Origin of the sequence: Pseudomonas sp. B21-028 (assembly GCF_024749045.1) — a bacterium.
Taxonomy (GTDB): domain Bacteria; phylum Pseudomonadota; class Gammaproteobacteria; order Pseudomonadales; family Pseudomonadaceae; genus Aquipseudomonas.
Genome location: NZ_CP087184.1, coordinates 1,048,788 through 1,062,992 on the forward strand (window position 1 = coordinate 1,048,788; position 14,205 = coordinate 1,062,992).

A 14,205-nucleotide genomic window follows, 5' to 3' on the forward strand; every position below is an offset into this window, starting at 1 on the left:
GAGACAACAATAAAAGGGACTCTCGCACATGACCGCCATGACCCCGTGTCCGGACCGTCCTGGATTGCTGCCGCGCCTGTCCTCGACGCATGTGCCGCGCCGGTCCCTGAGCGAGCCCTTGCTCACGTCCGAAGCACGAATAAAGCTGCTCTGCGCGCCGGCGGGCAGTGGCAAGAGTGCGTTGTTCGCCGAGTGTTTCCTCCAGGCTCCGGCTGGATGTCGGTTGCACTGGTTGCCGCTGGGTGGCGCGGCGCTGGACGCGCAGCAGATGTGCGAACAGTTGGCGCATACCCTCGGGCTGCCGGTGATGGAGGAGGCGGCGCTGTTGTCCCATCTGGCGCGCTTGCAAACGCCGACCTGGCTATTCCTGGATGATTATTGCCGGGTACCCAATCCCGAGCTGGACCAGTTGCTCGACCGTCTGCTGAACGCCAGCAGCCCGGCGCTGCACTTGTGGCTCAATGGCCGGCGCCGTCCACACTGCAACTGGTTGCGCTTGTTGCTCGATGACGAACTGCACGAATTCGACGCGAAGGCGCTGGTGTTCAGCCCTGACGATATTCAGCCGTTGCTCGGTCATCTACCCGGCCCTCTGGCGACCCGTACGGCCCGCGAGGTGATACAGCGCAGCGGTGGCTGGTGCGCGGGCGTGCGCATCGCCTTGCTTGAGCGCTGCGAGTGGGCGCGCCGCCACGCATCGCCAGGACGCCCCGGCACCTTGCTTGATTACCTTGAGCACGAGCTGTTCAGCGCGCTGACCCCGGACCTGGCACAGGCCTGGCGCGTGCTGGCCCATCTGCCGCGCTTCAACGCGCGGCTGTGCGAGCATCTGTTCGGTGACACCGTGGGTGCGGAATGCCTTCCGTTGCTGCTGGACCTGGGTTGCTTTATCGAACCGTGGGAACAGTCTTCGGACTGGTTGCAGATATTCCCGGCCCTGGCCCGGCTGGTGCGTGAGGAGCCGTGGCCGCAGGGACGTTCCTGGCATCGACGGGCCTGCCAGTGGTTCGCGGCCGAGCAGGATTGGCCCATGGCGTTCGAGCAGGCGATGTTGGCTGAAGAGTTCGAGGCCGCCGTAAGTTTCTTGCAGCACCTGAGCTTCGAGCACGTCTTGCAGCGTCGCACCGTGGTGCTGTTACTGGACTTGCATGATCGACAGGGCGAAGCGCTGACGCTGGGTACGCCGCAATCGGTGGGTTTGGTCACGGCCGCGCTGCTGTTCGCCGGACGCTTCGATCAGGCATCGGCGTGTATCGAGCAACTGGCCAGGTTCGCACCCCAGCCCACGGCGTGCCAGCAGCGCCAATTGGTTGCGCGGTGGCAGGTCCTCAGTGGCTGGTTGTGGCACCTGGCAGGCGAGGGGGATCAGGCGAGCGAACATTTTCTCCAGGCTCAGAGCAGCCTGGATCCGGAGGCCTGGGCTTCACGGCTGCTATGCCAGTCGGGGCTGACGCAACAGGCATTGCTCAAGGGCGAGCTGGCGACGGCGCAATGGATCAATCGCCAGGCGCTATGCCTGGCGCGCGCGCAGGGTTCGCTGGTGTTCGAGGGGTTGCTGGAGCTGGATCACGCCCAATTGCTGGAGCAACGCGGCGCGCCCCACCGGGCCGACCATCTGTTGGAGGCGGTCCAGGCGCTGCTCGATAAACCAGGCCAGGACTTTTCTCCGTTGCTGGGGCGCATTGCCCTGCGACGCGGGCGCCTGGCATTGCGCATGGGGTTTGAAGAGCAGGCAGCGGAGCAGTTTCAAGCGGGTCTGGAAACGAGCTTGCACAGCCAGGACAAACAAGTGCTCTATGGCTTCCTCGGCAAGGCCAGCCTGGCCGCCAACCAGGGTGACTACGGCGAGGCTTTCGTACAACTGCGTGAAGCCGAGCGGGTCATGCAGCAGCGGCATATTCCCGACACCGTATACCGTGGTGTATTGCTGCAGACCAGTTGCCAGTTCTGGTTGCAACAAGCCCGCCCGGAGCTGGCCCATGAAGCGTTGACCCGGGTTCTGCGGCATTTTCGCGGCCCGCACGCCAAACACGCGCCGCCGGCGACCCTGGAATTGATTCCGCGGCTTGAATACTTGCAGGTACTGGCCGAGGTCTATCTGCAGCGGGCGCAGGATCCGCAGGCCCGGCTGCAGGTCATGATTGCCCAGGCACAGCGCTGTGGCATGCAGGGGTTGGAAACCGAGCTGCATCTGGCGTTGGTCGAAGTCGTCTGGTTATCCGGCGATCATTCCCAGGCCCGTGTCCTGATGCAGGAAGGCCTGGAGCGAGTCGCCTGTTGGCGCGCCCAGCAAGCCTTGTGCGAGCTGCGCTTGCGCCAGCCGGAACTGTTGCGTTGGGCACAAACGGCAGAGCCCGTCGGACAGCCGGCGACCGGCACCGAAGAAACGTTGCTCAGCCAGCGAGAGTTGGAAGTCTTGGGGCTGATTGCCCAAGGTTATTCCAACCAGCAGATTGCCGAACAACTGTTCATATCGTTGCACACGGTAAAAACCCATGCGCGGCGGATACATAGCAAATTGGGCGTGCAGCGACGTACCCAGGCGGTGGCGAAGGCCAAGGTCATGGGCGTCATGGGTTAGCCTGGACTGATCCTGAGCCGGACTCATACCCCATCCGCCAACTCACGGCCCGGGTCGCCGCCAACAGTCGCTGGGCCGCCGGGCCATTTTCATCGGCATGGAACAACGAGGTCGGGCCGACGATGGTCATGACCGCCGTGACCTGGCCGACGGCATTGAAGACCGGCGCGGAGAGGGCATCCACGCCCGGCATCAGCAAGCCATGCACATGGTGCAGTCCTCGACCGCGGATCTGCTCGCACAAGGTGGTATAGGCACGGTCGTCGGCCAGCGCGTGATTACTGGTGCTCGCCACCTCCTGCTCTCGCAATCCAATGGTTTCGCGCTCCGGCAGATAGGCGCTGAACACCAGTCCGGTGGACGAACTGAGCAGCGGCAATACCGAACCCAGTTGCGTCACTACGGTCACGGCGCGCACGGCGGGTTCGATCCGTACCACGGTCGCACCGTGATTGCCCCACACCGCCAGGAAACAGGTTTCGTTCAAGTCATCCCGCAGCTCTGCCAGGGGCAGGGCGGCCACTTGCAGCACGTCCATGCCATTCAGCGCCGCCAGGCCCACCCGCAAGGCTTCACGCCCCAGGCCGTAATGGTTGGTGGCGGTGTTCTGTTCGGCGAAACCGCTGGCTATCAAGGCCTGCAGGTATCGATGCACCTTGCTCGCCGGCATCTGCACGTGTTCGGCCAGGCGCGACAGTGACGTGGAGGGGGAGAGTTCGGCCAAGGCTTTGAGAATGTCGGTGCCGACTTCGGCCGAGCGGACTTTCTGTTTGCCGTTATTGAGCGGGGTTTCCATGGAGGCGCAGGATCCGGGAGCGAATGGGCGTCTTTATAGCTTGACGGTCGCCGTCGAGCAAATTACGTTATGCGTAATTGAATTACGATAAAAATAACAGGTGTTCAGGAGGGCTCCATGAACCTCGATTCCACAGCGTCCGAGCTGGCGTACCAATCAGGCTTCGGCAACGAGTTTGCCAGCGAAGCGCTGCCCGGCGCGCTGCCTGCCGGCCAGAATTCTCCGCAGAAGGCCCCGTATGGTCTCTACGCCGAGTTGTTTTCCGGTACGGCGTTCACCATGGCGCGCAGCGAGGCGCGGCGTACCTGGATGTACCGCATCCGGCCATCGGCCAACCATCCGGCTTTCGTCAAGCTGGAACGCCAATTGGCCGGCGGGGCACTGGGCGAGGTCACTCCCAATCGCCTGCGCTGGAACCCGCTGGATATCCCCGCCGAACCCACTGACTTCATCGACGGGCTGGTGCGCATGGCGGCCAATGCCGGCCAGGACAAACCCGCCGGCATCAGCATCTTTCACTACCGTGCCAACCGGTCCATGGAGCGGGTGTTCTTCAATGCGGACGGTGAGTGGCTGATCGTGCCGCAGTCGGGGCGCCTGCTGATTGTCACCGAGCTGGGGAGGCTGGAACTGGCTCCGCTGGAAATCGCCGTGCTGCCTCGCGGTCTGAAGTTTTGCGTCGAGCTGCTCGATCCGCAGGCCCGTGGCTATCTCGCCGAGAACCATGGCGCGCCCTTGCGCCTGCCTGATCTCGGCCCCATTGGCAGCAACGGCCTGGCCAACCCACGGGACTTCCTGTCGCCGGTCGCGCATTACGAGAACCTCTCGCAGCCGACTACGCTGGTGCAGAAATTCCTCGGTGAGTTGTGGGCTTGTGAACTGGATCATTCGCCATTTGACGTGGTGGCCTGGCACGGCAATAACGTGCCGTACAAATACGACCTGCGCCGGTTCAACACCATCGGCACGGTCAGCTTCGATCATCCGGACCCTTCGATCTTCACGGTGCTGACCTCGCCCACCAGTGTCCATGGCCTGGCCAACCTCGATTTCGTGATCTTCCCGCCGCGCTGGATGGTGGCGGAAAAAACCTTCCGTCCACCGTGGTTCCACCGCAACCTGATGAACGAATTCATGGGCCTGATCCAGGGCGCCTACGATGCCAAGGCCGAGGGTTTCCTGCCGGGTGGCGCCTCCTTGCACAGCTGCATGAGCGCCCACGGTCCGGACGGTGAAACCTGCACCAAGGCGATCAACGCCGAGCTGACGCCAGTGAAGATCGATAACACCATGGCCTTCATGTTCGAAACCAGCCAGGTGCTGCGGCCGAGCCGTTTCGCCCTGGACTGCCCGCAACTGCAAACCGACTACGATGCTTGTTGGGCTTCGCTGCCCGTCACGTTCGACCCGACCCGGAGATAATCATGACCCAAGTTTCCCCTGCCCGTAGCTGGGTTGCCTCCGCCAACGGCCATGCCGATTTCCCGCTGCAAAACTTGCCGCTCGGGGTCTTCAGCGTAGGTGGTGGTGCTCCCCGCAGCGGTGTTGCCATTGGCGATCATGTATTCGATTTGCAGGCCGCGTTGCAAGCAGGCCTGTTCGATGGCGCGGCGCGCGAAGCCGTCGAAGCCATGCGCGATGGCCAGTTGAACGCATTCTTCGAGCTGGGTCGCAACGCCCGGGTGGCCTTGCGTGAACGGCTGCAGGCCTTGTTGGGCGAAGACAGCGCGCAACGCGAGCAGATCCTGGCCCAAGGGGCGAAGATGCTTCCCATGGCGGCGGATTGTCAGATGCACCTGCCGGCGAAAATCAACGATTACACCGACTTCTATGTCGGCATCGAGCATGCGCAGAATGTCGGCAAGCTGTTTCGTCCCGACAACCCGCTGTTGCCCAACTACAAGTACGTGCCCATCGGCTACCACGGTCGCGCCTCGACCATCCGTCCGTCCGGCACCGACGTGCGCCGCCCCAAGGGCCAGACCCTGCCCGCCGGCCAGAGTGAACCGACCTTCGGCCCCTGCGCGCGGCTGGACTACGAACTGGAGCTGGGTATCTGGATCGGCAAAGGCAATGCACTGGGCGAGCCCATTGCCATCGGTGACGCCGCCGACCACATTGGCGGATTCTGCCTGCTCAACGATTGGTCGGCGCGGGACATCCAGGCCTGGGAATACCAACCACTGGGGCCTTTTCTGTCGAAGAGCTTCCTGACCAGTATTTCGCCGTGGGTCGTGACGGCCGAAGCCCTCGAACCGTTCCGTCGTCCCCAGCCGGCGCGGCCGGCAGGCGATCCGCAACCGCTGCCATACCTGCTGGACAAGCGTGACCAGGACGGCGGTGCCTTTGATATCGAACTGGAAGTCCTGCTGCTGACCGAAGCCATGCGCGAGCAGAACCTGCCGGCCCATCGCCTGACCTTGAGCAACACCCGCTACATGTATTGGACCGTGGCGCAGATGGTCGCGCACCACAGCGTCAATGGCTGCCAGTTGCAGGCCGGCGACCTGTTCGGCTCGGGCACCTTGTCGGGTCCGGAAAGCGGTCAGTTCGGCAGCTTGCTGGAGATCACCGAGGGCGGCAAGAAACCGATCGAACTGGCGTCCGGTGAAGTGCGCAAATTCCTTGAGGATGGCGACGAAATCATCCTGCGGGCCCGTTGCAGCCGTGATGGCGTCTCTTCCATCGGTTTCGGCGAATGCCGGGGCAAGATTCTGCCAGCGCGTTGAGGGACAGGGCATGGAACTCTATACCTACTACCGCTCCACCTCGTCTTATCGGGTGCGCATCGCCCTGGCACTCAAGGGCCTGGATTACCGTGCCGTGCCGGTCAACCTGATCGCACCGCCGGGGGGCGAGCATCGCCAGCCGGCCTACCTCGCGATCAACCCGCAAGGTCGGGTACCGGCGTTGCGCACCGATGAGGGCGGACTCTTGGTGCAATCACCGGCCATCATCGAATACTTGGAGGAGCGTTATCCACAGGTGCCGCTGCTCAACCCGGACCTGACGATTCGAGCCCGTGAACGCGGTGTCGCCGCCCTGATCGGTTGCGACATTCATCCGTTGCACAACGTCAGCGTGCTCAACAAGCTGCGGCAGTGGGGGCATGATGAAACGCAGGTGACGGAGTGGATCGGGCACTGGATCGGCCAGGGGCTGGCGGCGGTGGAACAGTTGATTGGCGACGAGGGCTACTGTTTCGGCCCCGCGCCAGGGTTGGCGGATGTCTACCTGATCCCGCAGTTGTATGCGGCTGAGCGCTTCAGCGTGTCCTTGCAAGGCTATCCACGGATCCGCCGCGTGGCGGCGCTGGCGGCTGCCCATGCTGCGTTCCAGAAAGCGCATCCGGCTAATCAGGTGGATACGCCTGCCAGCTGACATTGAGACTGGCTGATCTGACGCCATCGCGAGCAGGCTCGCTCCCACATGGTTCGCGTTGTACGCAGTCCAATGTGGGAGCGAGCCTGCTCGCGAAGGCGGCCTGACAGTCAACAAGAATACCGGCCAGTCCTTCAGATCAATGCACAATCGAATTCGGCGGCAGATGCCCCAGCCGTTCCGTCAGCCGGATCCGCTGGATCGGGTCGTCGCTGAGCATCAGCGCATGTTCCAGGTCGAAGCGTTCGGCATTGGGACAGTCGAGCCGCTGGTACAGGCTGGCGCGGGCCAGGTAGTCGGCGGCACTGGCGTTGCCAAGTTCCAGGACCCGTTCGGCATCGATCAATGCGTCGATGTACTCGTCGTTGGCCAGATGCAACTGCCGGAGATTGCGTGACAGGCGCTGGAGCATCTGCAGCGGCTCGGCGCTGGCCAGGTGTTCAGCCTTGAGCGGCATGTTCGAGCCATATTGGCGCTGCAGCAGCTCCCGGCAGTCGTTGGGGTACAGCCGGCGACCGCCGCACGGGTCGAGCAAGTGATCGGCACCCGGCACCCGGAGCAGGAAGTGTCCGGGGAAATTGACCCCGACCATCGGTATTTCCAGGCCTCGGGCCAGTTCCAGGGCAATCAGGGCGAGGGCCAGTGGTTGACCGCGCTTTCTGGCCAATACCTGGTCGAGCAGCGCCACGCGCGGGCGCAGGGGCGTGAAGTCGTCCTGGGCAAACCCCAGGTCGTTCAGGCAGCGCAACAAGGGCTGGCCCAGCTCCGCGACGGGCAGCAAGGGCAGGTCATGGCTGACCTGCTGTTGCAGATCCCTGAAATCCCTCAGCAAGGCCGGTACGTCGACGTCGCGGTCATGCTCGGCAGCGATCCACAGCGCCGCTTCGAACAGCGCCGCAGGCGAACGGTGCAGACATTCAAAAAAGGCTTGGCGCGGTTTCATCACACTCTCCGGACATTGCCTCGTTTTAGCTCTGCCACGGGCTTTCGTCCAGTCTCGGAGAGATGTGGTAACGGTTATGTCCGAAAAGATGACAGTCGAGGCAGCTTATTCCGGCGTGCTCCAGCAAATTTCAGCTACGCGCCTATACTGGCGAAACAAACAGAAGTGATTCGGGAGCCTGTCGATGTTTGCGCTCATGCAAAGCTCCCGCCTTGAATCGCTGCACTTGAGCGTAGACCCGACAACCGGGTTGAAGGCGGTCATTGCCATTCATAGCAGCCGCCCAGGGCCAGCCTTGGGGGGATGTCGTTATCTATCCTACCCCGACGATGAAAGTGCCGTGGTCGATGCCGTGCGCCTGGCCCAGGGCATGAGCTACAAGGCCGCTTTGGCCGGCCTGCCCGTGGGCGGCGGGGTGGCGGTGATCATGCGGCCGGCCCATGTCGAAAGCCGGGCCGCGTTGTTCGAAGCCTTTGGCCGCTGCATCGAGCAACTGGACGGCCGCTACATCACCGCCATCGACAGCGGTACCTCGGTGGCCGACATGGATTGCATCGCCCAGCAGACCCGTCATGTCACCAGCACCACCGCCTCGGGCGACCCGGCACCGCACGCAGCGATGGGCGTGTTTGCCGGTATTCGTGCCACGGCCATGGCCCGGCTGGGCAGCGACAATCTTGAAAGCCTGCGCGTGGCGATCCAGGGCCTGGGCAATGTCGGGTATGCCCTGGCCGAACAGTTGCACGCGGCCGGTGCCGAACTGCTGGTCAGCGACATCGACCCCGGCAAAGTGCAACTGGCAATGGAGCAACTGGGCGCCCATCCGATTGCCAACGATGCGTTGCTCAGCACCCCGTGTGACATCCTGGCTCCCTGCGGCCTGGGCGGTGTGCTCAACAGTCACAGCGTGGCGCAACTGCGTTGCTCGGCCGTGGCCGGCTCGGCCCATAACCAGTTGAGCAGCCTGCAAGTGGCCGATCAGCTGGAAAGGCGCGGGATCCTCTACGCGCCGGACTATGTGATCAACTCCGGCGGCCTTATCTACGTTGCCCTCAAGCATCGCGGCGAAGAGCTGCCGACCATCACGGCCCACCTGTCGAAAATCGCTGCCCGGCTCACGGAAGTCTTCGCTCATGCCCAGGCGGAGAAACGCTCTCCCGCCCGGGTGGCGGATGAATTGGCGGAGCGTCTGTTGTATCGATGAAAACGGCTCGCAGCGCAACCGCGAGCCGTCATGATCAGTTGCCGGCAGCGATGACGGCGGTTTTGTCTTGTCGGGTATAGGTCAGGACGAAATGCGCCACGAGGCCGAAGATCAACCCCCAGAATGCCGCGGCCAGCCCCAGAAAACTCATGCCCGATGCGGTCACCAGGAAGGTGATCAGCGCGGCTTCCCGCTGCTTCTCATCGGCCATGGCACCGCTCAACCCGGCGCTGATGGCACCGAACAGGGCGAGGCCGGCGAGGGAGGCGATCAGTTCTTTCGGCAGGACGGAAAACACCGAGGCCAGCGTCGCGCCGAAGATGCCCATCAGGATGTAGAACACCCCGCAGGCAATGCCGGCGATGTAGCGTTTGTCACGGTCCTCATGGGCTTCGCGACCGGTGCAGATCGCTGCCGTAATGGCCGCCAGGTTCAAACCGTGGGAGCCGAAGGGCGCCATCAGGGCCGAGCCAATCGCGGTGACCGAAATGATAGAACGCGCCGGCGTGTTGTAGCCCGCGGTCCGTAACACCGCCATGCCCGGTACGTACTGGCCGGTCAACGTCACCAGTGCCAATGGCAGACCGATATTGATGATCGCGTGCCAGCTCCATTCAGGGGCGATAAAGACCGGATGGGCCACCGCGATGGTGATCGAGCCACTGTTGAGTTCTCCGAACGCGGCAGCCATCGCGCAGCCGACCACCAGCACCGACAGGATCGCGTAGCGCGGCGAAAAGCGCTTGCAGGTCAGGTAAGCCGCGATCATCGACAACACCAGTGTCGGCTGCAGCTTGATCGAAGTGAACAGCTCTGCGCCGAAGCGGAACAGGATGCCGGCGAGCATGGCGGCGGCGATGGCTTTGGGCAGGCGGCTCATCAGTTTGTCGAACGCGCCGGACAATCCCACCACGACAATGATCAACGACGCCACCACATAGGCGCCGATGGCCTGGGGCAGGGTGACAGTCGGCAGCATTGACACCAGCAACGCCGCGCCGGGTGTCGACCATGCGGTAATCACCGGGATACGCAGGCGCCAGCTCAGGAACAGGCCGGTGATCCCGCTGCCGATGGAAATGGCCCAGATCCATGAGGACACCACGTCGTTGGCCAGGTGTGCCTCCTTGGCTGCCTGGAACACGATGATGAGGGGACCGGCATAGGAAATGATCACGGCGATAAAGCCCGCGATGATCGCTGACAGGGATAGATCCTTTCTGAGTGTGGCCATGATGTCTCGACTTGGCGCGGCAAGAGCGCGCAGTGATCAGGGAGGGATTGAGTCGATTGATGCGATTCTAGATGAGTGTATTTGAATAAATTGAATTGATTCAATGGGTCATTCATGGGTTTCGCAATGTTTTACTTTTGATCTGAATTAACTAAATGAATTTATTAGTAATTTATTTTTAATGGATAGCTATGTGAGCGGCTGTCGCTGATTGGATATCGAATCAATCGACTCAATTTTTCGATTTCTCTCGTTGTAAGTGGCCTCGCCTTGATGTGATATGCTCGCAACTCATCATTTCTACGATGGCAGCGATCATTCATGTGGGTACCCAAGCTAAGCGAGTCCAACCAGCCGATGTACCTGTCGATTGCCGACGCCTTGGCGCGGGACATCGGCAGCGGTGTGCTGAACGAGGGCGATCGCTTGCCGACCCTGCGGGAGCTGGCCAATGCCTTGGATGTCACGCCGGGTACCATCAGCCGGGCCTATGGCGAGGCCCATCGGCGCCGGCTGGTGCAGGGGGAGGTGGGGCGTGGCACCTATGTACTCAGCCAGCAGCCGTTGGGATTACCGACAACCCATGGCGCCGCGTCATTGAACCTGGGGCAACCCGAACTGCTCGATCTCTCGATCATCAAGCCCTCCAGCGAAACCCTGGAGTACTGGCTGCGTGGCGCGCTGGTGGGCATGGCGAAAAGCGTCGATTTTGCCGGCGCCCTGGATTACGCCCCGGATGGCGGTCACCCGGCCCATCGTGAGGCAGGCGCACAGTGGTTGCGCCATTCATTGCCCGATGCGCAATGGCAGCAAGTGGTGATCACCGCCGGGGCACAGCATGGCCTGATGGTCGCGATGAGCGCCCTGACCAACGCCGGCGACCTGGTGCTCTGTGAAGCGCTTTGCTACCCAGGCATCATTTCCCTGGCCCATGGCCTTGAACGTCGCTTGCGCGGTGTGCCGATGGACGACGAAGGCATCATTCCCGAGGCGCTGCGCGAGCTGTGCCTGCGCGAGAAACCGGCGATGCTGGTATGCGTGGCGACGTGCCAGAATCCGACGACGGCGATCATGTCGCAAAAGCGTCGGGCCCAGATTGCGGCGCTGGCCGAAGAGTTCGATTTCATCATCCTGGACGATGATATCTATGGCTTCCTCGCCACCGACCCGTCGACCAAACCGCTGTCGGCCTTTGCGCCGGATCGGTCGGTGTACCTGACCAGTTTGTCGAAGTCGGTCATGCCGGCGCTTCGGGTCGGTTATCTCTACAGCCCGCCGAAACTGCTGTCACGGCTGAGCTCGATGGTGCGCAGCAGTGTGTGGATGCCATCACCGTTGACCGCGCAACTGGCGAGCAATGTGATCACCGAAGGCCTGGACAGGAAACTGGTTCGCATCCAGCGCAACGAAGCCGCCGGGCGACAAGCGATTGCCCGGGAAATCTTTGCCAGCTTCGAACTCAAGACCCAGCCCTATGCGTACCATGTCTGGTTGACGCTGCCCGAACCCTGGACCGGCGACGAGTTCGCCATGCTTGCCCGGGCCAATGGCGTACTGGTGCTCAGTGGCTCGCAGTTCCAGGCTGAACGCTCCGGTACCAGCCGAAGCGTAAGGGTGGTGCTGATGTCCCCTACCAGCCAGGACGAACTGCGTTTCGCCCTGACAAAACTGGCCAGCCTGATCGATTCAGACCCGCGCCGTTACTATTGAGTCGCCCCGCCGTCGAGACGATATAGCAAGCTCACTCGCTTTCTTCGGAGCCTAGAAGTTCTCCGAGAGCGGCCGCGTTGCTTTTGAAGGCTGCTGCAAACGCCGCTCTGTTTTTTGCCATGAAGATGCTGGCATCCTCGGCCTGCTTTTCGTTCAGGCCTTGCACATTCTTCATCAGAACAGTGGTCAGCACCTCCGCCAGTTCAAGCATCTGGTCATGGGCATCAGCGAGCTTACGGTCCAAAAACGTAGTCTCCAAATCACGTGTACTGCGGTACAGAATCTCAACAGCCATGGCTGGCCTCTCGTTTGTTTGCATGTCTGCCGCAAGCCTGGGAAGCCAGGCTGCGGAATCTATAAAAATCAAAGCATCACGGCTTCGGGTCGCGACGGTTCCGTCTCGTGCCTTCAGGCCGCTTTTTTGCAAATACTGTATTTATATACAGGGCTGAGGATAAGCGAATCCTTTCCCTTTGGGTAGTGGCTTTTTAATGTAGACCGGTTTCGGCGTTTGTCGTGGGATGGAAGTGTCGGTTGCCAGCCTTTCGCCATCTCACATCGCCACTGGCCTTTTTTCTGCATGCAGAACAACCGTCATGTCTAACCCGCATCATCGGTCGAGTCGACCTGAGGAAACCGCATCGTGAAAATCAACTGGGCCGAGAACCTGCGCCAGAACGTCCATCAGTTGGCCGAGTCCCTGGGCAACCTGTTCGTCGAGACGTTCCACTATCTGGCGCTGTTCGCCATCGGGGCGGTGACCGCATGGGCGGCGGTCATGGAGTTTTTGCAGATGATCGAGGCAGGGCATATCAAGATCGACGATATCCTGCTGCTATTCATCTATCTGGAATTGGGCGCGATGGTCGGGATCTACTTCAAGACCAACCACATGCCAGTACGGTTTCTGATCTACGTGGCCATCACCGCATTGACCCGCCTGCTGATCTCCAACGTTTCCCATCACAGCCCGCCGGACCTGGGGATCATCTACCTGTGCGGCGGGATCCTGCTGCTGGCGTTCTCGATTCTGGTGGTGCGCTACGCGTCGTCGCAGTTCCCGTCGGTGAAGATCGAGCACCCGCACCGTAAGGTCGGCGCGGGTTCCAGCGAGCATGCGGAAGTCGAGAAAGGGGAGATCTAGAGACTGGCGGAGGCCGGGCCTTGGGAGCGCGGTGGTGGCAGCTTGACGTTGTCGCCGCCGGTCATGGCTTCGAGGATTGCCACGGCGCTGTGGCCCTGCTCGATGGCGATGCCGAACTGAATGCTTTGCACCAGGCGCTTGAGCCGTTCCGGGTCGTTGCGCTGTTGGGCACTGATCATGCGCTTGGCGACGATCCGCCCGGCCCTGGACAGGGTCAGCATGATGCTGCCGTCGAGGCCCTGGATGCTCAGGTTGATTTGATATTGCGGCGCAAAAGCGTCGGTAATGATCTGAAAAGGGTTGTCCATGATGCGTCACCGCCTGATTGAACGTGCAGTTGTTGACCGGCCGTGATCGGGATTAGTTCGCAATACCGGACCACCGGCCATTCCATGATCGTGTTCCATCGTTGGGTGCAGGCAGCCATCAGCAGGCCTGTGCAATAAGACGGTAGCAAGGCGCATGCCGGAAAATCTGTCGGCCAGTGTGCGCGGCGAGATGGCCCGGAACGCTCTGGAAAGGGCCTCCAGTGGTGCCCGTTTCGGGGCGGGGTGTACGTTGACGGTGCGGTGCGGGGCGCAAATTGCGAAAGATGGCGGGGCGAGGAAACTCCCGACATTAACAGCGCTTTTGCCCGTTGTCCGGCTTTATTTGCAAATCAATATTTATCTTTTCCGGGGGCTTGAATTGTTCCTCGGGCAGCCCGACTCTGTATTCAAGGGGCCGTTACGCCAACGTCGACAGGCCCCTGGCGAGCTAGCCGAAATAAGGGATGAACTATGCAAATCCAAGTCAACAGCGATAACCATATTCAAAGCAGCATCCGACTGGAGGAGTGGGTACGTACTACCATCGAAAGCACGCTCGAACGTTATGAAGAAGACCTGACACGGGTCGAGGTCCATCTGGGGGACGAGAACGGCGCCAAGCCTGGTCCCCACGATCTGCGTTGCCAGATCGAAGCCCGGCCGAAGGGCCATCAGCCGATTTCCGTGACGCACAAGGCCGGTTCGCTGGAGGCAGCGATCGAGGGCGCGGCAACGAAGTTGGAGAATGCCCTGGAGCACCTGTTCGGCAAGCTGCGTGGCAAACGCGCCGCTGCGGTCCAGACCGAATCCGTGGCCTTGGCCGATGCGATGCTGGAAGAAGAATTCCTGGAGAACGAGCGGGCCACCCGTCACGGCTGAAACCTCGTTCATCTTTAATCCCAAC

The 14,205-nt window shown here is 61.7% G+C and carries 13 protein-coding genes; 8 read left to right on the forward strand and 5 right to left on the reverse strand.

The genetic code is table 11. From position 1 onward, the window contains the following. Positions 1–28 precede the first annotated feature (28 nt). Positions 29–2,581 (forward strand): LuxR C-terminal-related transcriptional regulator, encoded by a 2,553-nt coding sequence (locus LOY35_RS04545; RefSeq protein WP_258630984.1) that lies wholly within the window; start codon positions 29–31, stop codon positions 2,579–2,581. Here the strand turns inward: LOY35_RS04545 and LOY35_RS04550 are convergent. Next, on the reverse strand, positions 2,571–3,377 hold the full coding sequence (locus tag LOY35_RS04550) for an IclR family transcriptional regulator (RefSeq protein ID WP_258630985.1): 807 nt from the start codon (positions 3,375–3,377) through the stop codon (positions 2,571–2,573). The genes LOY35_RS04545 and LOY35_RS04550 overlap by 11 nt on opposite strands. Positions 3,378–3,494: 117 nt before the next feature. Between LOY35_RS04550 and hmgA the strand changes: the two genes are divergently transcribed. From hmgA to maiA, 3 genes are read left to right on the forward strand one after another with little or no spacing between them, the layout of a single operon-like run. After that, complete coding sequence (hmgA, locus tag LOY35_RS04555) at positions 3,495–4,799, forward strand: homogentisate 1,2-dioxygenase (protein ID WP_258630987.1); 1,305 nt, start codon at positions 3,495–3,497, stop codon at positions 4,797–4,799. A 2-nt stretch (positions 4,800–4,801) separates the two neighbouring features. After that, complete coding sequence (gene fahA / locus LOY35_RS04560; protein WP_258630989.1) at positions 4,802–6,106, forward strand: fumarylacetoacetase; 1,305 nt, start codon at positions 4,802–4,804, stop codon at positions 6,104–6,106. 10 nt (positions 6,107–6,116) lie between these two features. Next, positions 6,117–6,758: a maleylacetoacetate isomerase gene (gene maiA, locus LOY35_RS04565; protein ID WP_258630991.1), complete on the forward strand. Its 642-nt coding sequence runs from the start codon at positions 6,117–6,119 to the stop codon at positions 6,756–6,758. A gap of 139 nt (positions 6,759–6,897) precedes the next feature. On the opposite strand, the gene LOY35_RS04570 is transcribed toward maiA, so the two are convergent. Beyond that, positions 6,898–7,701, reverse strand: a complete 804-nt coding sequence (locus LOY35_RS04570; RefSeq protein WP_258630992.1) for a SirB1 family protein — start codon at positions 7,699–7,701, stop codon at positions 6,898–6,900. Positions 7,702–7,885: 184 nt separating this feature from the next. On the opposite strand from LOY35_RS04570, the gene LOY35_RS04575 reads away from it, so the two are divergent. Then, positions 7,886–8,905 carry a Glu/Leu/Phe/Val dehydrogenase dimerization domain-containing protein gene (locus LOY35_RS04575; protein WP_047699625.1) on the forward strand — a complete coding sequence of 340 codons (1,020 nt, stop codon included), beginning with the start codon at positions 7,886–7,888 and terminating at the stop codon, positions 8,903–8,905. Between the two features lie 34 nt (positions 8,906–8,939). Here the strand turns inward: LOY35_RS04575 and LOY35_RS04580 are convergent, their stop codons facing one another. Beyond that, the gene (locus LOY35_RS04580) at positions 8,940–10,139 is read right to left on the reverse strand and encodes a benzoate/H(+) symporter BenE family transporter (protein WP_258630994.1); all 1,200 of its coding nucleotides are present in this window, start codon (positions 10,137–10,139) and stop codon (positions 8,940–8,942) included. A gap of 321 nt (positions 10,140–10,460) precedes the next feature. On the opposite strand from LOY35_RS04580, the gene LOY35_RS04585 reads away from it, so the two are divergent. Further along, on the forward strand, positions 10,461–11,849 hold the full coding sequence (locus LOY35_RS04585; RefSeq protein WP_258630997.1) for a PLP-dependent aminotransferase family protein: 1,389 nt from the start codon (positions 10,461–10,463) through the stop codon (positions 11,847–11,849). Positions 11,850–11,880: 31 nt separating this feature from the next. Here LOY35_RS04585 and LOY35_RS04590 read toward each other — a convergent pair whose 3' ends face one another. Next, on the reverse strand, positions 11,881–12,144 hold the full coding sequence (locus LOY35_RS04590; protein WP_258630999.1) for a YebG family protein: 264 nt from the start codon (positions 12,142–12,144) through the stop codon (positions 11,881–11,883). 348 nt (positions 12,145–12,492) lie between these two features. Here LOY35_RS04590 and LOY35_RS04595 point away from each other — a divergent pair, with 348 nt between their 5' ends. Further along, positions 12,493–12,993: a phosphate-starvation-inducible protein PsiE gene (locus tag LOY35_RS04595; RefSeq protein WP_047699631.1), complete on the forward strand. Its 501-nt coding sequence runs from the start codon at positions 12,493–12,495 to the stop codon at positions 12,991–12,993. On the opposite strand, the gene LOY35_RS04600 is transcribed toward LOY35_RS04595, so the two are convergent. Continuing rightward, on the reverse strand, positions 12,990–13,301 hold the full coding sequence (locus LOY35_RS04600; RefSeq protein ID WP_258631001.1) for a DUF3509 domain-containing protein: 312 nt from the start codon (positions 13,299–13,301) through the stop codon (positions 12,990–12,992). The genes LOY35_RS04595 and LOY35_RS04600 overlap by 4 nt on opposite strands. A gap of 471 nt (positions 13,302–13,772) precedes the next feature. Between LOY35_RS04600 and LOY35_RS04605 the strand changes: the two genes are divergently transcribed. Further along, entirely contained in the window at positions 13,773–14,180 is a 408-nt protein-coding gene (locus LOY35_RS04605) for an HPF/RaiA family ribosome-associated protein (protein WP_258631003.1), read from the forward strand. Positions 14,181–14,205 lie beyond the last annotated feature (25 nt).

What these genes read in the sequence shown, in the direction of transcription:
- LOY35_RS04570 (WP_258630992.1), bottom strand. Translation starts at nt 7,701, where the DNA reads ATGAAACCGCGCCAAGCCTTTTTTGAATGTCTGCACCGTTCGCCTGCG.
- maiA (WP_258630991.1), top strand. Translation starts at nt 6,117, where the DNA reads ATGGAACTCTATACCTACTACCGCTCCACCTCGTCTTATCGGGTGCGC.
- LOY35_RS04590 (WP_258630999.1), bottom strand. Translation starts at nt 12,144, where the DNA reads ATGGCTGTTGAGATTCTGTACCGCAGTACACGTGATTTGGAGACTACG.
- LOY35_RS04605 (WP_258631003.1), top strand. Translation starts at nt 13,773, where the DNA reads ATGCAAATCCAAGTCAACAGCGATAACCATATTCAAAGCAGCATCCGA.
- LOY35_RS04545 (WP_258630984.1), top strand. Translation starts at nt 29, where the DNA reads ATGACCGCCATGACCCCGTGTCCGGACCGTCCTGGATTGCTGCCGCGC.
- LOY35_RS04575 (WP_047699625.1), top strand. Translation starts at nt 7,886, where the DNA reads ATGTTTGCGCTCATGCAAAGCTCCCGCCTTGAATCGCTGCACTTGAGC.
- LOY35_RS04585 (WP_258630997.1), top strand. Translation starts at nt 10,461, where the DNA reads ATGTGGGTACCCAAGCTAAGCGAGTCCAACCAGCCGATGTACCTGTCG.
- LOY35_RS04580 (WP_258630994.1), bottom strand. Translation starts at nt 10,139, where the DNA reads ATGGCCACACTCAGAAAGGATCTATCCCTGTCAGCGATCATCGCGGGC.
- fahA (WP_258630989.1), top strand. Translation starts at nt 4,802, where the DNA reads ATGACCCAAGTTTCCCCTGCCCGTAGCTGGGTTGCCTCCGCCAACGGC.
- hmgA (WP_258630987.1), top strand. Translation starts at nt 3,495, where the DNA reads ATGAACCTCGATTCCACAGCGTCCGAGCTGGCGTACCAATCAGGCTTC.
- LOY35_RS04550 (WP_258630985.1), bottom strand. Translation starts at nt 3,377, where the DNA reads ATGGAAACCCCGCTCAATAACGGCAAACAGAAAGTCCGCTCGGCCGAA.
- LOY35_RS04600 (WP_258631001.1), bottom strand. Translation starts at nt 13,301, where the DNA reads ATGGACAACCCTTTTCAGATCATTACCGACGCTTTTGCGCCGCAATAT.